Raw genomic sequence first — 23,993 nt, forward strand, 5'->3', positions numbered from 1 at the left:
TGCACAAAGTTTCTACTACTTCACATGCTGAGATATAGAAAGTACGGATGTGTATTGTGATTGAGAAACCGTGAAACAAGGATGTGGTTTAACAAACACAGTACTGTTTTTCTGGGCTTGATAAGAAGTTTTACTCAATGCTTTTTGAGTGTTGTGAGTAGGGTGTCTTATTTTATTTTCTTGATATCGAATAAAGCTCAAATCAAAAAAGCCTCAACCGGTTTAATGGTTGAGGCTTGGTCGTATTAGCCTTGTTTCAGCCTATTTAGGCCAGTTTGACGTTGTAATTATTTTACCTTAGTGAGCGTGCTCGTGTGAATCTTGGTACAACTCTGCATCAACTTCTTCGCCTTTGTTTGGACGAGGAACAATCTCAAAAGAGGTATCCGCTTCAGTCAATGAAGACAGCAGTTTGTTCAACGATGTTTTGTCTCCTTTCACGCCCGCTTGGCCATCTTCCAATAATTGGTTGAGTGTCGTTTTCTTCAGTACGATGTCTGATACATCTGATTTGTTGATGATCAGTGTGGTATCGGCACCTTGAAGTTCAGTTACTTGAATGTTGTTGAGGTTGCCGTTCGACATCTCTACGTAATAGAACTCTTTCACGTCAGGTAATTGGATATTCATGGTAAACGGCGTGTCTTGCGCCTTCAATGAATCCACTTTTACCGCTAAGTAATCCAGCAAGTTTTCGATGGTCATGTTCGCCAAGACATCCGGAGAAGCCGTTTTTGGTGCGCCCGGCTGTGTGCCGATACGCAGTTCTTGAGCACCCGTTAGGTAGATGTTTCTCCAACCTGCACCTTCTGATTGGTAGCCTAGCTGTTCATAAGTATCGGCCAGTAAACCACGCGCTTTTTTGTTCTCTGGTTCCGCTTGGACAACCTTGTTCAGTGCTGTTGCAACGAAGCGATATTCGCCTTCTTGGAAATCTTTCTGAGCTTTCTCAATCACCGCGTCGCTGCCACCCATGTATTCAACAAACTTAACCGACTCTGGGTGAATCTGTAGCGGGTTCAGATTCGCTGGGTTCATGTCGAAGTAACCAAGGTACATGTTGTACACCGCACGAGCATTGTGAGAGTAAGTACCGTGGTAACCATTAGTGTGCCAAGACTGTTGAATGCTGTCCGGCATTACCTTGTAAATCTCGTCCCCGATGTCTTGCAGAACCACACCGTTATTGGCTAAGCGAAGCGTTTGGTTATGAGTAAAACCGTAAGCGTCACGCTGCATTTTTAGGTAATCAGAGATCTCTTGTTCGCCCCAAATTGGCGATGAGTGAGAGGCAAATAGCACTTCGGTATCTTCACCCCAAGTAACCAACATCTCGTTGATTTTCTTAGACCACTTCAAGCCATCACGTACTTTTGCACCGCGCAATGTGTAGAGGTTGTGCATGCCTTGGTACGTTAGCTCACCAGTCCAAAGTGCCTTCATGCTCGGAATGTAGGTCACCATTTCTGATGCCGCTTCAGTGCCGGATGCGTCCATGAATTGCATTTCTAGGCCATCGATAACCAGCGTTTCAATTTCTTCGTTATGGTTAAGTTCGTAATCCGGCAATACGTAAGTAATGGTACCTGTCGACAAGCCTTTCGCGAGTGCCGCATCCACAATACCGTGCTCATGACGATTCAGTGTTGCGCCATATTGATAAGCGGTACGTCGAGACATCGCATTACCTGCCAGTACGTTTTCGTCGACGATTTCTTTGGTGATGTTTTTAGAACCGTACACTTTTACGTCTGGGTAAGCCTCTTTGATTGCTCGTGCACCACCAAAGTGATCGGCATGTGAGTGTGAGTAAATCATCGCTACGACAGGTAATTCGCCACCATCGGGCACGTTGTTCTTAAAGAACTTTAATGACTTAGCCGCGGATTCTTTTGTGAGAAGAACGTCGTAAGCAATCCAACCATTGTCACTGCGGATGAAAGAAATAGACGCCAGATCAGCACCACGAACTTGATACACTTTGCCTGGGACAACTTCGTATAAACCTTCAGCAGCTTGGTTCAGCACGGCTTGACGCCAAAGTGAAGGGTTCACTGAATCGGGCGCTTGATCGGCATTGTTCACGCTAGGGTCGATGAAGTTGAAGCTGTTACGAATAATATCGCCAGTTTCCTGATCGAAGCTCGCAATCAACCCTTTGTTGTTATTGTCGAATGCGCGAGTGTCTTCGAAGTTCAGCGCTTTCGCGAATTCTTGGTTTGCTTTCGTCGTCATTTCGGTCGCGTTTTTACCACCCTGATCGCCGATATCGCTAAAGTGTGCGTGGTCATGGTTAGCTGCAACAGCAGGAAACGCAAGAGAGATTGCTAGGAACAGTGATGCGTTTTTGAACGTGCGTGAAGTCGTCATAAGAGCCTCTTCAATTCGGGATTTCGTTTCGTTGAGGAAATTATATGACTAAGACATATAGCAAAAAATAAAGTAAGCTTTAGTTAATACATCACGATTGGCTATGTATTGAGTCGTGCAATGGTTAGGGAACGAAGACAAAACCTGACCTATGATTGGTTAAGACCACATTGACAGGGAGAGTAACGGTGAGCGACGTGGAAAAGTTGGATTTAAATCTATTGAGCGTGTTCTTAGAAGTGTATCGATTAAAGTCGATCACGCTTGCATCAGAATCGCTTGGTATGACTCAACCTGGAGTCAGTGGCGCTTTGAAACGGCTGCAAGCACAATTGGGAACAGACCTTTTTATTCGAGAGGGTAGAGGTATAACGCCGACCAATGCAGCGATGCAGTTGGCGTTACGTGTAGAGCCCGCATTGGACGGGATAACCAGCGCGGTCAGCACGCTAAAGCAGTTCGATAATCAGCAGCATCATGTGTTTCGAATTCTGGTCAACGAGATCGGTTTAACCAAGCTTCAGCCCCTTGTGGAAAAGGACGATACGCTTGGTAACATCTCAATTGAATTCAATATGGTGCCAAGCAATGAAGAAGATCTGCTGCAGAGTTTGAGCATGCAACAAGCCGATTTAGCGATCGATATTCACTATCCACAAGTGAATGGTTATATGAACCAGCAAGTGATCGAAGATGAGCTCGTGTTGATAGCCAAGAAAGGGCACCCAAGGATTGATGGATCGGTGACGGAAGCGCAGTATTATCATGAGAAACACATCACCTTCAGAATGCGTCGTTCTCGCCTTTATACCGCGGATTACTTTACGAAAAGCCCGATACAACAGCGAAAAGTCAGCTCCGAATGTGATTCATTAATGACGATGTGTGTGTTGGTCTCTGGCTCTGACTGTGTTGGTAGCACGTCTCGTGATTTTGCCAATCAATTCGCGGAGCGATTCCAACTGCAAGTGCTCGACCAGCCGTTTGAGGTCTTGCCCATGAAGCAGTATATGATTTGGCATAAACGAACAGACTTAAACCCGGCACATCAATGGTTAAGAACCAAAATTCAGCAATACATGACGAGCTCTCAAAGCTGTTAACGATTCAATAAAAAACGGCCTCCATTTGGAAGCCGTTTTGTCTCTGTTACTTGAGGGTTTTAATTAGGACTTTTGGGTTCAACCTGTTTATTGCGCGCGTTTTTGACGAGCGGCTTTGAGCATTTTCATTGGCGACATTCCAGTCACCAACATGGTACCTGTGATAACAAGAATCGAGCCAATGATCGTGTTGATGCCGATGGCTTCATCTAAGAACAAGTTGCCCCAAAGAATACCAAATACTGGAATCAGGAAGGTCACCGACAATGCTGAAGGTGCGCCCAATTCGGAGATGAGATTGAAATAAAGTAAGTATGCTAAACCAGTACACACCGCACCGAGCAAGATGACCGAGGTGGTGATCGTGAGATCGGGTGCTTCTCTCATCGGAATAAAGAACACAAATGGCAATACGGTCAATACTGCCGCCCACATACTGCCGTGTGCGTTATTGAACGCCTCAACTTTTGGTGCTGTTTTGGTGTAGTTAGAGGCGATGCCGTAGCTGAACGCAGCCATCACTGCAGCGAAAATTGGCACAATCGCTTCTTGGCCGATGTTCATCGCGTCCCAACCGACCAACACACATACGCCCGTTACACCGATACCTAACCCGAGCAACACCTTCTTTTCAAGTGCGGTTTTTGTCCAGATTGCCCCGATGATCGCTGCCCAAATTGGCGCTGTAGAGTTCAAGATGGCAAGGGTCGACGCATTTAGAGTTTGAGCCGCATAAGCGAAAAACAAAAAAGGAAGCGCAGTGTTAAACAAGCCAAGAATGAAAAAGTGTTTCGCATGAGAATTAAAAGAGAGCTTCCTTTTCAGGTAAAAAGAAACCAAGAGTAGGGTGATTGCTGCGCACAGAACTCGCGCTTCAATTAGGACTGCTGGGCCTAAAGGATTGGCTGCAATTCTCATGAAAAGGAACGAGCCTCCCCATATGGCAGCTAGCATGATCAGTTTTAAAAAGCTCACAGTTTAAATCTCGGATTGTGTAAAACACTGACTATTGATCAAAGCTATATATTACACAAGCTTAGATGTTAATACTGTGCAGCTAATTGTTGTGATTTTGATAACCAAATAACTTATTAAATAGGAACACCTTTGATGAATTCTGTTCTGTTTATCCTTCCTGATTTGGCGAGTAATCTAGTGTCATACGTAAACATTAGGTGATAAAAATGAAGATAGAACACATCGCAATTTGGACCAAACAACTCGAAGAACTTAAACGCTTTTATGAAGATTACTTTGGTGCGACGTCTAACCAGAAATATCACAATCCAAGCAAAGGCTTTTTTTCATATTTCTTGTCTTTTGAAAGCGGTAGTCGCTTAGAGATCATGGAAATGGATTCGGTTCCTGAATCGAAAGATGATATCTACGATCAGTTCACCGGCTTCATTCATATGGCGATTTCATTAGGATCTGAAGAGGCGGTCGATGAACTCACAAGTCGCCTAATTGAGGATGGATATGAGCGCCTAGACGGACCAAGACGAACAGGTGATGGCTATTATGAGAGCTGTGTACTCGATCCTGATGGTAATCGCTTGGAACTTACCGTTTAATGTAGAGACTTAATTGAGTTACTCATCTACTAACGGAACAGAGGTATGACAATGATGAAGCTTGCTGTGACTTTCCTTTTTAGTCTTGGGCTTGTGGGATGTGCTACCTCAGAACCGGTTTATGAACCAGAAGCTGACTCGAAGCCTGATCAACCATCACAGCCAATAGGTTACCTTGGTTTTAAAGCTCACCAAGAGTGGGCCATTCAATTTAACGACTGTACTGTCTATGATTTTACAGGAGCACAACCCTACCAGTGGTTTGATCGCACTTCAGCCTCTGTAAGCTGTTATACGTTTAAGCCAAACGATGTTATCGAGCCTCTGTTGGTATACTCCGATGCTGACTTCAACAGCAATAAACTGACTCCAATTGACCGTTTTCAAGAGTTGCAGGTATCAGAATCCGGCTGGGGCAGTTTCCCCATCGTCTACGAGACAAACGGCACCAATTGGTTGAGAGTCAAAGAGGGTTGGATTCACCTCACTTTAGCCGATCAGACACTTGTTCAGTTCTATCCTGGAACCCAAGACCAATCTGGCAAATCTCAACATGACCAGTATTTTGAGCAGCATTGATTCGAGAGGAAAGAGAAGCCCCAATTTAATACAATAGGGGCTTGATGGTATGGATGTAGCAGTGATTAGCTTCGAGCTATTTGCTCTTTTTGGCCTTGATTACAAAAGGCATGATGGCACTCAATACGATAACAGCTGCGCCAACTAAGGCGACAGAGTTCGGCAGTTCAGCAAACAGCAAGTAACCTAAGATCATGGAGTAGATCATCTGTGAATATTCGACATTGGATACTACATTGGCCTCGCCCCATTTGTAGGCCGTCACACCAAACCATTGACCAATAGACGAGATCACACCAACCAATATCAACAGCAGGAATTCAGAACCTGTTGGCCATTGCCACTCAATAATTGCCGGAACTAGAGCGACTGCGCCAACGAATATCGCTTGATAAGCCAACACTACAACCTTCGATTCTACATTGGCCATTTTTCTCACACAGATAACCGCTATCGCCGCTCCTAACGCAGCAACTAACCCCGTCCCGATATAGAACAAAGACTCACTTTCTAATGTCGGTTGCACGACCAACATCACCCCAGTAAACCCTGCCAATATGGTTGCCATTCGTGCCCAGCCTACGTTTTCTTGCAGGAACAGGCGGGAAATGACAGCCACAAATAACACCTTCATGAACCCTAACGCGGTCGCGTCGGCAAAGGGAATGTTACTCACGGTTAAGAGGCTAAAGTAGAGGGCGATGAACGCACCGGTGACGCGCCACACATGCATCGACACCATCTTAGGATTGAGCATCGCATCCATGTTACTGACGATAGAAGGCATTAACAGAGTCACAAAAACAAGCTGACGAAACAGTAGAATTTGGAATATGTCGATGGTTTGGCTTAGCTCTCGCACAATCACACCCACTAAAATAAACAGTGCGTTCGAGATAAGCGCGAGTGCAATTCCTTTGGCTGGGTCGGATAGCGAATGAAAAAATGACAGCAGTGGTTGAGGCACTGCAAAGGAACGATTGATAGACATGACATACCTCGATGTAAATTGAGCATGAAGTCTAAAGCCTACACTGGTAGACGGGTCAAACAGGCTTTTCAAAATATTGAGAGAAATTATTAATAAGAACTCATTAACTTGTCATTATTTATATTAATAGAAATCAGATAAAAACATATAAAATATTAAATTCTCGGTTAATAAATGAACATGTTCGTAATTACACGGCGACTTTCATATTTTGACGTAATTAACGAACTGGGTAAGTTCTGAGGGAATAAGCTGAATCATGAATATTCCCTTTTTATTGGTAAGGGTAATTATCTCGAATAGTTCTTGTTAATATAAAAACAATGTAAAATCAGTGATAGTATTAACAGTAAGGATATGTAACGGTGCGAGTCACAACAAATAAACATGCTGATTTATATAAAAAGTAATTCTCTCTCGATGCTGAACATGGCTATTACATGAATAAACTTGAAATGACGTTACATGTGGCGTCTTAAGTTGTTGTTTTATATTGGTATAATTTTTCATTGAATTTTGTGGTGTTGTTAGAGATAAGAAGGCTTGGAAATTTTACATTGATGAAATGATTAATTAAATTATCGCTGTCTGTTTAATCAATTAAATGGCGTGTAAGCAATGGTTATCAGAATGAATAATGGCACTTGTAATATTTTATAATGTGAATTTTAAAATAAGGTAGAGACCTTAGGGTGAATTTAACTATCAAAAAATTGTCATATCCAACGATAACGTTGTCTTTTCTTTAATTTCTTAACGAATAATATTTAAGGTCAACACTATGAATTTTTCGATGAAGAAGTCATTGTTAATAGCAATGTCGGCGTGTGTTTTTTCTAATGTAAGTGTTGCTGCAATTAATGGCGACTATCATGTGGTCGATGATGACTTGACGGCTGATCATAACGAAAGCAACGGTGTGCCGATGCCTTTTTATGCTAACGGGAGAATGCAGTCAAAACTCAGTGTTTCTGTTTCCTTCGCAGATAGCTACGGCAGACCAGTGACCGTATCTAAGAGTGACTTAGAGGGAGCGATATCTTTTTACCTTAAGAATAGCGAACAAGATCTAGGCAAAGATAAAGACTGTACCTATGGAAGAGATTGCTGGGGGTATACATTGAACCCAAATGACTATGCTCATCAAATGGGCAGCAATTATCGGTATTCTAAAGGCCTACCAACGTCTCGTGTTTCATCATCTGATACCAAATTAACCGCTTGGGTTTACAGTAACGAAATCGCTCAGCATCGTGAAGTTTGTATGAAAGTTAAATTTAATACTGGTAGCCAGTATGACAATAACTACTACGATAGCTGTGCTTATCCAAATGAATCAAGTGCCTTCTATCAAAGCGTGCAGCCTAAGTTCTATAGCGCTGCAGACTTTTCGGAGATTGGAGAAGGTGAGAAAGTATGGGAAGAAAGTAATGCTGATGGGTTCTATTTCGACAAAGCTGAGATGTATAACTTCTATGTGACGCCCAAAGATACTTCAGTGAAACTGGTCGAGGTTGCAATGGATAACTTCGACGAGTCGGACAGCGATAAGGTGTTCCTAAACGACGAATGGTTAGGTTGCTATTCAGATTGTCCTGATGATAACCGCTCAGTGAAAGGCTATGTGTTTGTTCCAGGTTCAGAACGCAATGTATCTGATGAGTATGTTTGGAATAGTGCTGCTGGTGAAGGGCGCACGGCGGTATGGCGAGTTAACCAACAACTAAGATCAGTAACTCTTAGCCAACTGCTTTATTCAAATAGCGGGACATCGAACAATGATTCTCAAAAAGAGTACCGATTTACTGTATTTGACCAATACGGAAATCAGGGACCACTAAAGCTTATTTATCCTCAAAGTGAATTTACTGGTGGCGGCCAGAAATGGGATTACACCCATTGGAATCTCGTTAGCCAATAACATCCAGACAAAACAGAGTTAGCTCATCCACTTTGAGCTAACTCAATCACTTTAGGGGAAATTTATGTCTAATTGGACTTCAAACGCTTTTAACTTTGATAGCTTTTGTTCGGGTGGCGTCGACCAAAGAACCAGAAGCTATTCATATCAAATCTTACTTGGCTCTCTCATTGGTAACTGGCTGAAGGGACCAAACCTCGATATATCCATTCAATTCTCACCTTACTCGACAGACAACCTTGGTTTCGGTAAAGGCTGGAAATTGAATCTTCCAAGATACGACATCGAGAACCAACAGCTCTATCTTGCAAATGGACAATCCTACCGTGCTGAATTAAATGCCAATATCGAAATGAGTATTCGCTACAAAAAGCTACTCGATTTTTCGGTATCGTCTAGCGCGAATGGTTATGAAATCACGTATAAAAATGGCCGTACTGATCTTTTAGATAAAGATGGCGACATCATTAAGATCACCCAAAGTAATGGTCATGCTCTCTACTTTTCTTGGCTCAACGTGGGACAAAATAAACGCCTAGATAAAATTTGGGATGGCAGAACAACCAAACAGACCGCACTGTTGTGGGTCGAATATATTTCGGTAGGGCGCGTTAATATTTTTACTAATATTGGCAGTACCCATGAAGCTTATTTCAGTCTTACTCTTAGCAATAACAAGCTCGTCAAATGCAATTTACCAGAACAAGCAGGTAGCTATAGTTTCGGTTATGAAAGCATTGGTTCATATACGTTAATCAATGAGGTAAACCACCCTTGTGGCTTGACCGAGCGTTTGAGATATAAGGCTGATGGTATTCGAGTCAACTCAATGACTTATTTACCAGCAGTGACAGCGCACGATGTCCTTACCCTTAATTCGCCAGTTATTAGCACAACCTACGACAGTGTTGGCACAGATAGTCGTAATTTTATGGGTTATGGCGTGCGTGGTGGTGAATTAAGTGAAGGGCTTGATAATTTGCTTGAGCGTGGTTACGAATATACTTATCGCGTACAAAAAATCGAAAATGGCTCTATTGTCACCGCTCAAACATACAATCAATTTCACCTACTCGTTGAAGAAGCCCGGCAGGTAAACGGAGACCTTGTTCATTTGAAAAGGCTGGAATACCCAGCGATTGATAACCAGCAGTTTTCGGATCAACCTGCTCAGTATTCTTTGATCAGTAAAGAGGAACAAATCTGGTTTTCTGGATCGGCTAGCCAAGCTCAAAGTCGATTATGGGACTACGACGAATATGGCAACATGCTTAAGTTCGTTGATGAGAATGACATTTCTGAACGTTACGAATATTACGCAAAAAATGGTGAAGCAAATTGCCCTGCATCGCCTACTGACATGGTGAATTTCGTAAAATCTCGTACGCTCAACAATGGATCAGAACAGAGAGTGATCTCTTATCAATACGCTTCTCTTGAGGGCTTGAATGGCCATCGTGATGTGGTTCTGAGTTTAGAAGAAGACGTCCAACGCTATAGAAGTCATTACGCTTATCAAACTGATACTGGTGAGACTTACTCTTTCGGCCGATTGGCTTCAGTCCAAAATGACATTCTTCATCCTAACGGCACGTATTCTGCTATTTCTCACTATCGCTATGAGTTGGATAACGATGTCCTGGAAGAACACGAAGAGCTGACCTGTCACGACAATACGAAAACCAATCTTGCGGTTGGGCACTACCTTGATATTGGAGAACTCGCGCGTCATGTCGATTCAGACGGAGTTAGCTGTGCATTTACTTATGATTCGCTTCGTAGAACTACTGAAGAACGGATTGAAGGAAGTGCAGCCCGTTCGTATCAATACATTGTTGATACTGGTATGAGTCGACAAACCTTGTTGCTAACGGATTGCAAAGGCAACTTGTGTGAACAAAGCTGGGATGGTCAAGGGCGCGAGCTAGAGGCCAAAGTTGGTAGCTCGGTCGTATGGACAAAAATGTACGATGCGTTGGGCAGACTCCAAAGCAAGAGTACCTACGATGTGCTGCCTGATCGCAATTCCAGATCGGCGCCTGTGGTGTTAACAGAAAGCTATGAATACGATGAGTGGGATCAGGTTAAAGCGACTCTGTTAGCGAATGGAAAACGTCGTGTCGAGTTCAATAACCTCGCCTCACGTAAGAAAACCCAAGGTATTGAAGGTTTGACCATGACGGTCAGTTCTCTGAATAGCTGGGGGCTAGAAGAGAAAAAAGAGCAAGGTATCAACAGTTGGAATTATGAGTACGACTCATGGGGAAGATTGATTAAAGAAACGAATCCTCTCGCTCGATCCAAGCATTACCATTACGACCGTTTTGATCGTGTTATTCGCATGACTCAAGCGAACGGCGTCGATCAAGATATCACTTACGCTGAACATACCGATCAGTCACAAGTTGTAGATCTGAAAATTGGTGGGGTGACTTTAGGGCAACGCGATATTGATGGATTGGGACGACCACGATCTCTGCGCAGAGGAGCGAGTCTCCAAGCTTCATTGGCGTGGACTTACGCGGATAGCAGCAATATCCCAGAAACTGAAACCAGCATGGCAGCCCCAACAAGGCTATTTACTCGCGATAGCCAATTGGGTGTGCTAAGTGCTAAGTCGTCTGATGGGCAGGCTTCTAGTTACAGTCATGACCCAATATCCGGCTTACCGACAGGGAGTCAGGACAGTGAAGGCAATCAAAGTACCATTACCTACTCGACTAAAGGCTTGCCTGAAGCCGAGGTGAATGATGGTCAGTCTCGCTATTACAGCTACTCCGATGGTGGGGTTATCGCTGCAATTGATAGTGACACGGACACTCGCCAGTATGGTTACGATGAACTCGGACGATTAGTGAAGTTGAGTTCAAATTCAACAACGGTTTACTACGAATATGATGAGTTTGATCGAGTGATACTAGAAACATTGATATCGGGTAATCAAACCCAAGTCACTGAACTCGAATGGGATGAATATAGTCGCGAAGTCAACCGAGCTATAGCCTTGAACGATAATTATATCTTTGAGCAGTCACAAGAATATAACGCGTTAGGGCTGCTTAATTCTCGTAAAAAGGAGTGCGCAACTTTAGGTAATCTGACGGAAATCTATACCTATGATGACCTCTCTCAGTTGACTAAAGTCGAGTTCTTCGGCGCGGGCCCACTGAGCGATTGGTCTCAGTCTATGACGTCTATTGATTGGAGCTATGATGAGCTAGGTAACATGCTGACGCAACGCACAGCTACTGCTGAATCTGAGGATTTCGCTCGTTACTTTTATGAGTCGGATGACCCTTGCCAGTTGACTCGTATTACCCATTCCCACCCACAACTCGACGGTCAGGTAACAGTGAAATACGACTTGAATGGCAACATGATTCAAGATGCGGATGGTCGAATTCTTGAATATGACAATTTCGACCGATTACAGCGTGTGTTAGCTGATAATACCGAATGGCTCTATCAATATGACAGCAACGACCGACTGTCTAAACAACAGTCCGTTTCTGAATCTCGTCACTTTAACTATCTATGGGGTGACCTCGCTTCGATCGAGGAAAATGGCAAACTCACTCAGTATATCTATCACGAAGGAGTGCCTAAATGGTCAGAGATGGACTCGGAAACCACGTTATTGGCAACGGATCAAAATGGTTCGGTAATCGCGTCAAATACGTCGGGTAAAACAGGGTCTATGTACCGTTACTCTCCATATGGGCAACGTGATCAAGCGGGGAATGCAAATGAACAATAAAGACTCGGTATTTATTACCCCACTTAATCGACGTGAGTTCCTGATTAAAATTGGTCAAACTGCAGCGGTGGCTGGTGGTATCTCACTGCTTCCGACTTCGGTTCGTTTGGCGATGGCGCAGTCGATGACCATCTCCCATTCGGAGATTGGCTTTAATGGCGAGTGGTTGGATCCTGTACTGCAAGGCTACCATCTAGGCCAAGGCTATCGCGTTTACCAGCCGAAGTTGATGCGCTTCAATGCACCGGACAGTTTGGCCCCTTTCAATGAGGGGGTTCACAATGCTTATGTGTATTGCCATAACGATCCGATTAACTTTACCGACCCAAGCGGACATCTGAATATCAGTAAGATCTTATTTGGTGCTTTTGGGGTTATCGCGGGTATTGTTGGTATTGCCTTAGCTGCACCAACGGGCGGTTCTAGCTTGGTATTAGCTGCAGGTATCATCGGTGGTATTGCAGGTATGACTAGTGGTGCGCTACAAATTGCCTCGGGAGTTATCGACGATGGGGATATCTCTCATAAACTCGATATTGCGACCATTCCATTCGATATCATTGGTGTGGTGAGTGGCGGATATTCAGCCTACAAGTCGGTTCAGAACTTACGTTGGGTAAGAGCGGGTGGGGCATTGGAAGATGTCACTCAGCCCGGTCTTGGTTCTCGTTTGATGAACAAGATTAGACCTTCTGGTGAGTACAATCTTGCATGGGCCTCTAAAACGAACCCAGCTATGCGTATAGGCAGCTCTAAGGGGCAGGTGATTGCGACCAGAATGACGCAGGGCGGTAAGACGATGACGTACACACCTCCTCCCATTCATGGTGGGTTTACCAAGATTCTTCTTGGACAAGTCAAAGTGGGTGCCCGAGGATATACCATCTATCAAGGCATAATGACGGCGCGCTCGATTGGTGGTTTAGGTTGGTCATCGGTTAAAACGATACCAGGGCGATTAGATCAGGAAAAGTCATCAGCGGATACCATGGTTACGGAAGGTCGGAGTGCCAACCCTGCAGCCAAGAAGACGCAAATGTACGCACTCGAGGAGACACGACAACGAATAAAGTATGGCAATGAGGTTCAGCAGATGATCCGTCAGTTGCCATTGTCGTAGTCTGATTTATTCTTTTTCTCTAACAACACAAAGCCAGCTCAATCCTCATTGAACTGGCTTTTTTGCATTCTGTGTAGGCGTTCTCGAACGTTATCCATCAACCATGAGTACTTTCCTTAGATCCCACTTCGTGATCAAAAAAAGATCAAAACCACCTTGCTGAAACCGGTTTCAATCTGTATCTTTGCTTTTATTGAAATCGGTTTCAGAGTTGTGAGCGCAGCTCTAATCCTGATCTTTTTTGCGAATAACTTGTAGCGAGTAATGGTATGAACAACGAATTTCCGAACGATTTTTTGTGGGGTGGTGCGGTTGCAGCGCATCAGCTTGAAGGCGGCTGGGATGCGAATGGTAAAGGTGTAAGTGTTGTTGATGTATTAACAGCGGGCGCTCATGGCGTGCAACGTCGAATCACCGATGGTGTGATTGATGGTGAAAACTACCCAAACCAAGTCGCTGTTGATTTCTACCATCGATACAAAGAAGACATAAAGTTATTTGCTGAGATGGGCTTTAAGTGCTTTCGTACCAGTATCGCGTGGACGCGTATTTTTCCTAATGGCGATGATGCCGAGCCGTGTGAAGCGGGTTTAGCGTTTTACGATGATCTGTTTGATGAACTTCTGAAATACGATATTCAGCCAGTGGTAACGCTGAGTCACTTTGAAATGCCTTACCACTTAGCCAAAGAATACGGCGGTTGGATGAACCGTAAAGTGATCGATTTCTTCGTTAAGTACTCGACTACGGTAATGGATCGTTATCAGCACAAAGTGAAATACTGGATGACGTTTAACGAGATCAATAACCAGATGAACACCTCGGCAGACATCTTCGGTTGGTTATGTTCTGGCGTGAAGTTCCCACAATGTGAAAAGCCGCAAGAAGCAATGTATCAAGCGGTTCACCACCAGTTTGTTGCAAGTGCTTTAGTGGTTAAGAAAGGTCACGAGATCAACCCAGATCTTCAGATTGGCGCAATGTGTGCGATGGTGCCTTTCTATCCTCGTTCTTCAAAGCCAGAAGACATTATGGTGGCACAGCAAGCGATGCGTGATCGCTACTTCTTCTCGGATGTAATGGTGCGTGGTCATTACCCAAGTTACGCAAAACGCGATTGGGCAATCAAAGGCTTCAACATTGAGATGCAACCTGAAGATGAGCAGATCCTAAAAGAAGGTAAAGCAGATTACCTTGGCTTTAGCTATTACATGTCGAATACCTTGGACTCGTCTTCGCATCAGTCGACAGAAGAAGCGATGGACGGCGGTCATGAAAACTCGGTCGATAACCCGTTCATCCAATCTAGCGATTGGGGCTGGCCAATTGATCCAACGGGTTTACGTTTCTGCTTAGCGTCTCTGTATGAACGTTATGAAGTGCCATTGTTCATCGTTGAGAACGGTTTTGGCGCTGTTGATACCATTGAAGAAGATGGCAGCATTAATGATGACTACCGCATTGCTTACCTTGGTGACCACATCAAAGAGATGAAAAAAGCCGTTGTGATTGATGGCGTTGACTTGATGGGCTACACCCCTTGGGGCTGTATCGACTTAGTGTCGTTTACCACCGGTGAGATGAAAAAACGCTACGGATTCATTTACGTAGATAAGCATAACGATCAATCTGGCTCACTAGAACGCAAACGCAAGAAGTCGTTCGAGTGGTACAAAGGCGTGATTGCATCTAACGGTGCCACTATTTAGAATGCATTTCCCAGCGCAGTTATGCGAACTGTGAGCTGTCATTTTGCAATGAATTAGTCGGCCTATGTCGGCTAATTTTTTATAAAGGAAAAGAAGCCAATGGTAACCATGCTTGATGTCGCAAACCGCGCAGGCGTATCTAAATCGACCGTTTCTCGTGTCTTAAATGGCAAGAACATCGTGCGTCCAGACGTGGTGAAAAAGGTATTTGATGCGATACAAGAAACGGGTTATCGACCAAATCTGTTGGCTCAGCAATTGGCGACCAAGAAGACTAACTTCATCGGCTTTGTAATCACTAATGAGTTGTTCAATGGCCCTTACTTCTCTTCCTTGATGTATCACGCCGCTTCCTACAGTGAAAAGTCGAATCACCAATTGGTGATCACCGATGGTAAACACAGCGCAGAAGACGAAAGAAAGGCGATCAACTTCCTGCTGGATATGAAGTGCGCGGGCATCATCATCTATCCGCAATGCTTAACCGAATGTGAGATTGCAAAGATCATCGAAAGCACAGACACACCGATTCTGGTGCTCAATCGCGAAATGCCATCGAAGCCTGAGCATGCTATCACCACAGACCATTACCAAAGTGCTTGTTTGATGGTTGAACACATCATCGAGCAGGGTCATACAGAGATTGCAGTGATTCGTGGTAAAGCCGGTTCTTCGACCGATGAACTGCGTTACCAAGCCTATCAAGATGTGCTAACCAAGCAAGGTATTGCACTAGATGAAACCAAAGTCGTTCAAGGTGATTGGACAATGGAGAGCGGTTATCACGCGGCTCAGGTTCTGGTAAAAAGCAAAGCAACATTCACTGCTATCTTGTCTGAAAACGATGACATGGCGATTGGCGCGATCAAGGCGTTAACCGAACTTGGGTACTCATTGCCTCAAGATGTTTCTATCGTTGGATTTGATAACAGCAAAGTTGGTGCGTTTCTAACGCCAAGCCTAACGTCTGTCAGCGTGCCATTAGAGCAAATGACACAAAAGGCGATTCTGAAAATTGTCGGTGATACTGAGCAAGCTGAGGCATTAAGTACTACTGGCAGTTTGGTGATTCGCGACTCGGTTGCCCCGCGTGTTTAGGCTCAGTTAACCGTGATTGAGTTTCATATTTTACCTACAAAAAGTGACGAGCTACGCATCTCTGAAACAGTGCTTAAACCTTGATTATTCACTGTTGTTTAGATGTGCGATATTGCGTTTTTTGGTGGTTGAGTTGACCATCATTAGGTAAGTAATGTGAAAGAGTAGGTAAGTAACGTGAAAACAGAAAAACAAAAAATGCTAGCGGGTGAACCTTATAAAGCTTGGGATAAAGAGCTTTATTCAGCGCGAATTGAGTGTAAGAAAACGCTTCAAAAACTTAATAACAGTATTCCCGATACACCAGAGTGGGAAGCGGCGACGCAAGAGCTGATTCCGGGTTGCGAGAACGCGCACTTAGAGCCCCCATTTCGTTGTGATTACGGCTCAAACATCAAGCTGGGTAAGAACTTCTACGCTAACTTTAATTGCGTGATTTTAGATGTGGCTGAAGTGACTATTGGTGACAATGTGTTGCTTGGCCCGAACGTTCAAATTCTTACCGCAGGCCACCCACTCGATGTGAAAGGCCGCGTTGAAGAAGGCGTTGAATTTGGCACGCCAATTAACGTTGGTGACAATGTTTGGTTAGGTGGTGGTGTGATCATCTGCCCTGGCGTGACCATTGGCGAAAACAGCGTGATTGGCGCGGGCAGTGTCGTAACTAAAGACATCCCAGCCAATGTGGTTGCAGTAGGTAACCCGTGTAAGGTTCTGAAAGCGATTGATAACGAGTAAGCATCGTTATTTTCGTTCGAGTGTAAGACCTACTTATATTTCAGGTAGGTCTTTTTGTATGTGTAATCACGATAACTCATCGAACCATAGGGGCTATGTGACGCTCCTTTGAACTTCAATAACTGTCGCCGTAGTTGCTCAAACTCATTGGTTTAGATAAGGGAACTTTGAACTAAATTTCGCCCTTGATTTTTAGCTTGATACAACATTTCATCTGCGGAAATAATGGCCTCTTCAATCGATTGCCCAGTCGATAAATCCACAAGCCCAAGCGAAGCTGATATTCCGCCTTTAATCATATTTCTGAGTTGTGGGTCGTAGGCGATTTTATCTCGGATACGGTCTGCCAGTTTAATGATATCTGATTGACTTTCTGTTTTGAGAATTACGATGAATTCATCTCCACCGATACGATAGCATTCATCGTTGTTTCTTACATTTTCCAATAATATCTCGCTTACCCGAACTAACACGTTGTCGCCGACATGGTGCCCGTAGTTGTCGTTGATCCGTTTGAAATGGTCTAGATCAATGGCAATGACTCCGATACAGCGATTGTTTTTACTCGTTCCATTATGACGAATGCGAGAGTTTGCACTTTCTAAGTAAGAGCGGTTCTTCAACCCTGTTAATGCATCTGATTCTAAAGCAATTGAAGTTCGATATTGATAATGAGAAAAGGCAATCAGTAACACATAGCCGATTCCTAACAATGCGATGACTTCAACAAAGCTTTGAATATCCCCCTTTATCTCAGCGACGGAACTGGTCATATTATCAAAGATAAAAAGGGTCGCACGGAGTTGTGGCAAAGGAACTTCAACGAGATGGAAGTACCGAGAATTGTCATTATTTAATCGGAAAAATATGACGTTTAGTAGTTTCACTTTACTTACATAGAAAGCGGAGTTTTCTGAAGTTTGTATGGCGTGCGTATTCGAGAAATCCAGATTTATCTTTTCTCCAGAAGGCATAAAGTATTGATGTTGATTGTCTCTTATCAAAAGAAGCGTATTGACCGTACCCTTGACTCCTGGGAAGTAATATTGCAGGTCGACACTTGCCTCGTGGTAAAGGGATGACTGCCGCGACACGAGCCCTGCGATTAAGCTGGTATGAGGCTTTGGATGATTGAAGTTAAATCCCCAGAGTGTCGTTTCCCCATTCTTCATGGCAAGAAATTGAGGTGATGACGTGCTGACATTGAATCGTTGTGCGATGCGTTGAGTGTCAGAATTTGAGAAAGGTTGTGCAGGCTGATAATAAACACCGCCCAGATTGGGTTTGTTGGAGTTTGTCGCTCCAGAGCGCAAAGAAGCGCCTAAAATATTCAATGTTCGAACGACATTACTTTGAACCAGCGTTTGAATGAGCTCGCTTCTGTGAGTTTGATCTTTTTCGATATAATGAATGGTTCTACGTATTTCACCAATATGAATATAAAGGATGACCAAAGCGAAGCAAGCCATTACCCAATGTCTTTGTTTCATAGCTAAATTGATAGCATTCATATTGGTGTACCTTTGTTAAAAATGTCACTGCGCTACTTTAGTAAATAGGATCTATTGCTTTCACTTGGATATGTAATTCGTCGCGGTAACTTCCTGCTCGTGACAGGTTGGTGTTGTCAGTGATCGAGAGTGAAAAAGGAATGATGTGCTGACCGCGATTATAGGTTTTTATGGATGTCATACGGTGCAATCTAGAGACCTCTGTTCCATCGGCGGTAAGCTGATAGGTAATAGTCCAATCAGGGTTCTGAGTGTTGATCAGTTTGCCATGTCGAGGTTTAACCCAAAGCTCTGTTTGAGAATTAGAACGGATCACAAAGTCCGCTTGATAGCGCTTGCCACTATATAGTTCACCGAGTTGCCAACTGTATCCTGTTGCTGAGCGGTGAATGTTGTTTCCACGGCCTGACCAATCAAAGGTAACGAAAGACTTTATCTTGTAAGTCGCGGTGCTTGTTAGCGTTGATACTGGGTTGTCCTCATACTTGAGCTTGGCAATAAAAGGTACGATGTATCTTGCAGCGTAGTTAATTTTTGCTCTCGGATCGACCAAGTAAAAACGGACAGGAGAATTGTATTTTGCGTATAGCAAGTACTCTCGTTCTTTGGGATCGTAAGCAAGTAATGTTTGGCTTTGGTTGACGAAATAAGGTCCGTTTTTGTCCTGTGTATTGAGGATTTTCAACCGAACCGATTTTAATGAACATTCGCCGCTTTGAGTGCGTAGCTTTTTGAGCTCGTATTGAATTTTCGCAAATCCCGATTTATCAAAGTCAATCGGACCATTGTTAAGTTGGGTTAAGCTCCATACTCCGTTGCAACTCTGCGCTAGCAATGGTGAAGGCAGCCAGAGAATGCATAATGTGAGCAGCCAATTAGTTTTTTTCATTGGAGGTACTTTGAACATTGTTTGCTCCTTGTTTTAGTTGAATATCAGAAAGCCTCAACAGGTTATCGTCTGATTCAGGGATGCTGATGCTCCCCGTTGCATCGGAGTTGATCGTTTCGATTCGATAATCACCGCTGCCTATACCTTCAATAACGAACCTTCCGCCTTTGTTGGTGAAGAATGGATAAGATGTGTCATCGAGATCGGTTAAATAGCCTTGAGTTAACGCAAGCGGTTGACCGTTAGCTAGCAGTAACTTGCCTATTATGGTTTTAGATTTATTGGACCCAACGGTGATGAGATGACTGGTATAGGCACCTGGGGTGATGTTGTACATATAATTGCCGATGTCATAACCAACAGGTGCGTCTGGCGCATCAACAGTAAAACTCTGAGTGATATGGGCTGTAGAGAGGCTGATAGCATTGGGGTAACCTTGCTGAGAAATCGCTTCTGCATGCGCGTCTTCATCGCTGTTTATCAGGGCATCCGACTCTAAGCTTTCATGAACTTGCACTAAAGCCGCCGCACCGTATATTGGGCGTGACCAAGAGAGATTGCTGTCACTAATCGTGAATGCTGTGCTGGGTCTGAACGAGGTGACTACAGTGTCTTCGGTATTGGTCGAGTTGTAATAATTGATGTCTCCATCATATCTAACCCGGTTGCCTATGTAGTCACCACGTAATTGGTACTGCCCTTGGCTTGATTCGATATCAGCAGATAGAGAATAGCCATATTGGCCGACTTGGTTTTTACTTGGCTTACTGAAGCTTGCTCGTAAGATCTCAGTATCGCTGGCGTATCCTGCATCTGCGGTATATTGGCCGTCATCAGAACTCCATGTCCAATCGACAGACACGATCCCCTCTGTGTTCGAAATCCCCTCATTTGGGTCTTCTTCATGAGTGATACCTAAACCAATCACTACATTGGAGTAAGACCAAGACGTTGAGGCTTCTGCGCTCCATTCCGTATCGAAACCACTCTGTTTATCAAGGTTATATGAGAGGGATAAGTAAACATCATCGATAATGCTTAAGGTATAGCTGACAGCTGCCGAATGGCCTGTCGTTCCTTCTTCTGTCCAGGGTTGATAGGAATAGGTATCATAAGATTCAAGCGCGATACGTAAGTTGGGGGCACTGTAATTGTTTTGATCCCAGAGCGAGGCGGCATAATCGATGCTTGCGATATAACCGGTTTCATCATATTCACTCGATTGGCTGCCTGATAGTCGAAAGCCAAGATTACCGATGGGGGTACCAAACGTAGAGATCCCTCCCAGTATGAATCCGTCTTTATGATAAAAGCCATTTAACCCAAGCGTTAAGTGTTCGGTTAAGCCATAGTCATAATAGGCACTGGTGATTAAACTTTGGGTATCGTACTTATAGTGGCTGTCTGCTATTTCTGAAGGAGCACCAAAATACACGCCAAAGTCAGATATACCCTCTTTAAGCAGTTTTGAATTGTAGAACACGCTGTAGAGAATGGAGTCTCGTCTTCCTGATTGATATTCAATATCCAAACGAACGTCGTTGCTACCTGAAGACAGCGGCAAGTTATCGAGCATGTAACGTCCTGGTGGAAGTCGAAACTCTGTCACGTAAGAACCATTAATGTACAGTTCGATATCGGCAGACTCTTCAAGCACTAAGGCTTGAGTGCCTCCTACCTGAATACTGCGATTCGGTTGTAATGCTGAGTAATTACGTTCGAACCCGATTCCGCCAAATTGCTGGCTAGGCAGGTGACCTGAAGTGCTGTTGACTTGGTCGCCAAAAGTCACTCGATAAGGGATTTCTGCACGATCAATAAAGGCCGATATATCACCACGATAGAAAGTTTGTTTCTCATCGGTGCCACCATCAAAATAGCCTGAAAGTTTATAATTAACTCCTCGTGCACCAGCAAAGTTCCCCGTAGAGACCCACTCTATATTCCACTTTTGTTCTTCACTTTGAGTCTCAACTCCTCGTGTATCAGATAGGCCAAAGTTAAAGTTATTGATGTTGGTGAAGAAGGCCGACGTAGAATAAATGGGAGGAGAGTAAGGGGCGCTGAAACTTAGCGCTTGCTCTTTTCGTGCATCTTGAACGAAAGATAATGAGATTGACATGTCAGACGATGAGAAGAAGAGCAACACGCCCCAATCTTTTAGTGTTTCAACTGAAATAAAAGTGTCGTTGTACGAAGATAACTTACCTGATACTTCATTTGTAAGCGCTGAACCAATCAGTGTATGCAGTTGAACAGTATGAACTTTGGAGATAGTTTTGCCATCAGAGAAAGCATCGATATCGCCCACAGTTGAGCCCAAATAGTTGATTGGGAATGGAAATAGCCAATCCGCGCAAAAGGCGTGAGGTTGGGTTAGCAAACATAGAGAGACGCACAGAAGAACTGTGTAGTATCGGCTCATGTTTACCTCCCAATAAAGCTCGTGTAGAAGCCGGTGGTTCAGTGTTAATCATTTTTTTTAATGGTGATACCAGTGACTTTTTTGAACTCGTTTGGAATAGGGTAATAGGCGGTGGCGCCAGGCATTAAGTAACCACTTGTCTTAGTGTCTATTTGGCTCCAAGGTAGGTCTTTTTTCTCGCCATTCATTTGAAGTTCGAATACTGAATGAAGCAAGTTCACTAAGACTTGGCTGGTGTTTTCTACCACTATGTTCGTGTCTTTAATCGAGGGCTTCATAGTCGGCTTTATTGAGTTAGGAGATACAAAAGCTAAGGTCGAAAAACTAAGAAGTGTTTTTATTTTACTGTCACTATCTTCAGGCCCTTCAACTTCTAGTTCGTTGAATTCGATTCGGTACAGTTTGGTCATTGTGAGAGCATCGCTAGGGATATAGCGCACCCGAATTTTTTGAGAACTTTGTGGATCTACCATTATCTGAGGAGGCAAAATGAGAAAACTATCCTCATTAAGCGTTAGCACCTCACCGGTTTCATCGTAACTTACGTCATACACCACAACTTCAATTGGAAGTGAGCGGTCTTGAGGATTATTGATCGTATAGCTTGAGAGAGCCTTTCCTCCAAATTCGTTCATTTCTTGATACATGGGGGTAATTTCGTAGCTGAAAGCGGCGGTGTGGAAGAGTAGCAGACTGATAAATAAAGTAATGTTTTTCATAAAACCCTTCCTAGGTAAAACGAGCCCACGTTTGCGGGCTCTAATTTATGAGCTAAAATCCACACATGCGATGACAAGTTTTCGCTTGGAGTTTCACATACACTGTAGAGCGATAATTACCGGCTCTTGCTAGAGCTGCACCCTCTGTAGTAATACTAAGAGGAACTTCTGCAATTCTTGCTTGTTGGTGTTCGCCACTCCATTTAACTTGGAAGTTACCTGTCGTATGACCAAACAAACCATCACTTGCATTGCTTGTATCGAAAATGTCAGTTTGATTTGCTTGTAGCGTGTAATCGATACGTTCTTTACCAATGGCCATGCCAAAACGAGTCATTTTGAAAGGTGTGGCTGTCATATCGACTTCCATTGATTTTCCGTAGTTACACCACGCGCGAAGGCTTGCAATTGGCTTACTAGCAGTTAGCCCTGGGATCAAATTCTTGCTATCTGCCAACATGTTCGTTAAGTGGATATCGCCATTCACAAACTCTCCGGCTTGTGCTGACTTTAAGTTGAGTACACAACGTTGTGGAATCGTGCCTTCCATGCGAATGTGTGCTCCATCAGTGTTACTTGCATTGGTGAGTAGGGCGCTAGTTGCACCACCAAACTGAACTACATTAGCTTCTAACTTGGTCCCACCTGAACCACCACTAGCAAAACTATTTACACTGAACATGACACCGGCTACTGCTACCGCTAATATTAATTTTTTCATAATTATTCCCTCATTACTCTTGTTATTCCAGACAACAAATACATAGTAATTAGGATTTTAAAAACATACCTCGCAACGAGGGGTGATATATCGAATAAATAAGTATGAAAACAGTGCTAGTTTTAAAAGGTTAATTCATGAGCTTTAGCGAATAGTTCATGTCGAGAATGTACATTCAACTTGGACATCACATTGTAAGCGTGTGTTTTTACTGTATTTATGCTGACATTTGTATCGTTTGCTATTTGTATATTTGAAAATCCTTGAATCATTAATTCAAAGACTCTTTGCTCTTTCTTTGTTAAAAAAAACTTTGATGTTACTTTTTCTGTGATGGAATACGATTTTTTATAAGCACTATTGATGCAAAGGTCAATAATGAAGCTTTCCATAATATGTCTAGGAAACCAAAGCTCTCCTTCTTGAACAGATTTAATGGCTTTTGGAATAAATTCAAAATGATTCACTTCTATTTGGCCAAAAAAACCAAACTTTAGGTAATCGTAACAAGAACTGCATTTAATATTGATGGCGATCCACTTATCTTTTCTATTGATAATGGAAACACCACACTTGTCCGGCATTGGTATCGTACTTCTGTCTAAAAGCACAATGCCTTTATACTCAAGATCAAGTTCAGAATACGATTCGATAACTTGAAGTTGATTGAGTGGGAAAGAAAGTTTCAATAAATCTCGGATTACTCGCGACAAGGTATTGCTGCGAGTGATCAAGCATGTGTAAGGTGCTGGTCGATTATTTTGCATA

General features: G+C 43.5%; 18 protein-coding genes. 9 read left to right on the forward strand and 9 right to left on the reverse strand.

The window, feature by feature from the left end; translation table 11 throughout:
- Positions 1-297: 297 nt before the first annotated feature.
- The gene (locus tag AC3CKG_RS20375; protein WP_488529925.1) at positions 298-2,370 is read right to left on the reverse strand and encodes an alkyl/aryl-sulfatase; all 2,073 of its coding nucleotides are present in this window, start codon (positions 2,368-2,370) and stop codon (positions 298-300) included.
- Between the two features lie 188 nt (positions 2,371-2,558).
- Here AC3CKG_RS20375 and AC3CKG_RS20380 point away from each other — a divergent pair, with 188 nt between their 5' ends.
- Complete coding sequence (locus AC3CKG_RS20380; protein ID WP_017108860.1) at positions 2,559-3,473, forward strand: LysR family transcriptional regulator; 915 nt, start codon at positions 2,559-2,561, stop codon at positions 3,471-3,473.
- A gap of 87 nt (positions 3,474-3,560) precedes the next feature.
- Here the strand turns inward: AC3CKG_RS20380 and AC3CKG_RS20385 are convergent, their stop codons facing one another.
- Complete coding sequence (locus tag AC3CKG_RS20385) at positions 3,561-4,448, reverse strand: DMT family transporter (RefSeq protein WP_488529926.1); 888 nt, start codon at positions 4,446-4,448, stop codon at positions 3,561-3,563.
- A gap of 209 nt (positions 4,449-4,657) precedes the next feature.
- On the opposite strand from AC3CKG_RS20385, the gene AC3CKG_RS20390 reads away from it, so the two are divergent.
- Positions 4,658-5,047, forward strand: a complete 390-nt coding sequence (locus tag AC3CKG_RS20390; RefSeq protein ID WP_488529927.1) for a VOC family protein — start codon at positions 4,658-4,660, stop codon at positions 5,045-5,047.
- A gap of 51 nt (positions 5,048-5,098) precedes the next feature.
- Positions 5,099-5,626 carry a hypothetical protein gene (locus AC3CKG_RS20395; protein WP_488529963.1) on the forward strand — a complete coding sequence of 176 codons (528 nt, stop codon included), beginning with the start codon at positions 5,099-5,101 and terminating at the stop codon, positions 5,624-5,626.
- Between the two features lie 76 nt (positions 5,627-5,702).
- Here the strand turns inward: AC3CKG_RS20395 and AC3CKG_RS20400 are convergent, their stop codons facing one another.
- On the reverse strand, positions 5,703-6,617 hold the full coding sequence (locus tag AC3CKG_RS20400) for a DMT family transporter (protein ID WP_488529928.1): 915 nt from the start codon (positions 6,615-6,617) through the stop codon (positions 5,703-5,705).
- 793 nt (positions 6,618-7,410) lie between these two features.
- Here AC3CKG_RS20400 and AC3CKG_RS20405 point away from each other — a divergent pair.
- The 6 genes from AC3CKG_RS20405 (at position 7,411) to AC3CKG_RS20430 (ending at position 16,960) form a co-directional block, all read left to right on the forward strand.
- Positions 7,411-8,538 (forward strand): hypothetical protein, encoded by a 1,128-nt coding sequence (locus AC3CKG_RS20405; protein WP_488529964.1) that lies wholly within the window; start codon positions 7,411-7,413, stop codon positions 8,536-8,538.
- 64 nt (positions 8,539-8,602) lie between these two features.
- Positions 8,603-12,295, forward strand: coding sequence for an RHS repeat domain-containing protein (locus AC3CKG_RS20410; RefSeq protein WP_488529929.1), 3,693 nt, complete (start codon positions 8,603-8,605; stop codon positions 12,293-12,295).
- Entirely contained in the window at positions 12,285-13,415 is a 1,131-nt protein-coding gene (locus tag AC3CKG_RS20415; RefSeq protein ID WP_029226069.1) for an RHS repeat-associated core domain-containing protein, read from the forward strand. Before AC3CKG_RS20410 ends, AC3CKG_RS20415 begins: the two co-directional genes overlap by 11 nt.
- Positions 13,416-13,684: 269 nt before the next feature.
- The gene (locus tag AC3CKG_RS20420; protein ID WP_488529930.1) at positions 13,685-15,124 is read left to right on the forward strand and encodes a 6-phospho-beta-glucosidase; all 1,440 of its coding nucleotides are present in this window, start codon (positions 13,685-13,687) and stop codon (positions 15,122-15,124) included.
- 99 nt (positions 15,125-15,223) lie between these two features.
- Positions 15,224-16,222, forward strand: a complete 999-nt coding sequence (locus tag AC3CKG_RS20425; RefSeq protein WP_488529931.1) for a LacI family DNA-binding transcriptional regulator — start codon at positions 15,224-15,226, stop codon at positions 16,220-16,222.
- Between the two features lie 177 nt (positions 16,223-16,399).
- Positions 16,400-16,960, forward strand: coding sequence for a sugar O-acetyltransferase (locus AC3CKG_RS20430; RefSeq protein WP_076671081.1), 561 nt, complete (start codon positions 16,400-16,402; stop codon positions 16,958-16,960).
- A 152-nt stretch (positions 16,961-17,112) separates the two neighbouring features.
- Here the strand turns inward: AC3CKG_RS20430 and AC3CKG_RS20435 are convergent, their stop codons facing one another.
- The 6 genes from AC3CKG_RS20435 to AC3CKG_RS20460 all read right to left on the reverse strand — a co-directional run bounded on the left by AC3CKG_RS20435 (position 17,113) and on the right by AC3CKG_RS20460 (position 23,992).
- Positions 17,113-18,471, reverse strand: a complete 1,359-nt coding sequence (locus tag AC3CKG_RS20435; RefSeq protein WP_488529932.1) for a GGDEF domain-containing protein — start codon at positions 18,469-18,471, stop codon at positions 17,113-17,115.
- A 37-nt stretch (positions 18,472-18,508) separates the two neighbouring features.
- Positions 18,509-19,378 (reverse strand): hypothetical protein, encoded by an 870-nt coding sequence (locus AC3CKG_RS20440; protein ID WP_102307789.1) that lies wholly within the window; start codon positions 19,376-19,378, stop codon positions 18,509-18,511.
- On the reverse strand, positions 19,347-21,785 hold the full coding sequence (locus AC3CKG_RS20445) for a fimbria/pilus outer membrane usher protein (RefSeq protein WP_488529933.1): 2,439 nt from the start codon (positions 21,783-21,785) through the stop codon (positions 19,347-19,349). The genes AC3CKG_RS20440 and AC3CKG_RS20445 overlap by 32 nt, the downstream gene beginning before the upstream one ends.
- Before the next feature lie 44 nt (positions 21,786-21,829).
- On the reverse strand, positions 21,830-22,504 hold the full coding sequence (locus AC3CKG_RS20450) for a fimbria/pilus periplasmic chaperone (RefSeq protein ID WP_488529934.1): 675 nt from the start codon (positions 22,502-22,504) through the stop codon (positions 21,830-21,832).
- 52 nt (positions 22,505-22,556) lie between these two features.
- Positions 22,557-23,225, reverse strand: coding sequence for a hypothetical protein (locus tag AC3CKG_RS20455; protein ID WP_065111566.1), 669 nt, complete (start codon positions 23,223-23,225; stop codon positions 22,557-22,559).
- 122 nt (positions 23,226-23,347) lie between these two features.
- Positions 23,348-23,992: a helix-turn-helix transcriptional regulator gene (locus AC3CKG_RS20460; protein ID WP_488529935.1), complete on the reverse strand. Its 645-nt coding sequence runs from the start codon at positions 23,990-23,992 to the stop codon at positions 23,348-23,350.
- Position 23,993: the final 1 nt, after the last annotated feature.

The sequence above is a fragment of the Vibrio sp. QJM3NY_15 genome, assembly GCF_057785995.1.

Bases quoted from the DNA above. Each gene is read 5' to 3' on its own strand.
- AC3CKG_RS20400 (WP_488529928.1), bottom strand. From the start codon at position 6,617: ATGTCTATCAATCGTTCCTTTGCAGTGCCTCAACCACTGCTGTCATTT.
- AC3CKG_RS20420 (WP_488529930.1), top strand. From the start codon at position 13,685: ATGAACAACGAATTTCCGAACGATTTTTTGTGGGGTGGTGCGGTTGCA.
- AC3CKG_RS20440 (WP_102307789.1), bottom strand. From the start codon at position 19,378: ATGTTCAAAGTACCTCCAATGAAAAAAACTAATTGGCTGCTCACATTA.
- AC3CKG_RS20450 (WP_488529934.1), bottom strand. From the start codon at position 22,504: ATGAAAAACATTACTTTATTTATCAGTCTGCTACTCTTCCACACCGCC.
- AC3CKG_RS20455 (WP_065111566.1), bottom strand. From the start codon at position 23,225: ATGAAAAAATTAATATTAGCGGTAGCAGTAGCCGGTGTCATGTTCAGT.
- AC3CKG_RS20375 (WP_488529925.1), bottom strand. From the start codon at position 2,370: ATGACGACTTCACGCACGTTCAAAAACGCATCACTGTTCCTAGCAATC.
- AC3CKG_RS20415 (WP_029226069.1), top strand. From the start codon at position 12,285: ATGAACAATAAAGACTCGGTATTTATTACCCCACTTAATCGACGTGAG.
- AC3CKG_RS20425 (WP_488529931.1), top strand. From the start codon at position 15,224: ATGGTAACCATGCTTGATGTCGCAAACCGCGCAGGCGTATCTAAATCG.
- AC3CKG_RS20405 (WP_488529964.1), top strand. From the start codon at position 7,411: ATGAAGAAGTCATTGTTAATAGCAATGTCGGCGTGTGTTTTTTCTAAT.
- AC3CKG_RS20460 (WP_488529935.1), bottom strand. From the start codon at position 23,992: ATGCAAAATAATCGACCAGCACCTTACACATGCTTGATCACTCGCAGC.
- AC3CKG_RS20395 (WP_488529963.1), top strand. From the start codon at position 5,099: ATGATGAAGCTTGCTGTGACTTTCCTTTTTAGTCTTGGGCTTGTGGGA.
- AC3CKG_RS20410 (WP_488529929.1), top strand. From the start codon at position 8,603: ATGTCTAATTGGACTTCAAACGCTTTTAACTTTGATAGCTTTTGTTCG.
- AC3CKG_RS20390 (WP_488529927.1), top strand. From the start codon at position 4,658: ATGAAGATAGAACACATCGCAATTTGGACCAAACAACTCGAAGAACTT.
- AC3CKG_RS20435 (WP_488529932.1), bottom strand. From the start codon at position 18,471: ATGAATGCTATCAATTTAGCTATGAAACAAAGACATTGGGTAATGGCT.
- AC3CKG_RS20445 (WP_488529933.1), bottom strand. From the start codon at position 21,785: ATGAGCCGATACTACACAGTTCTTCTGTGCGTCTCTCTATGTTTGCTA.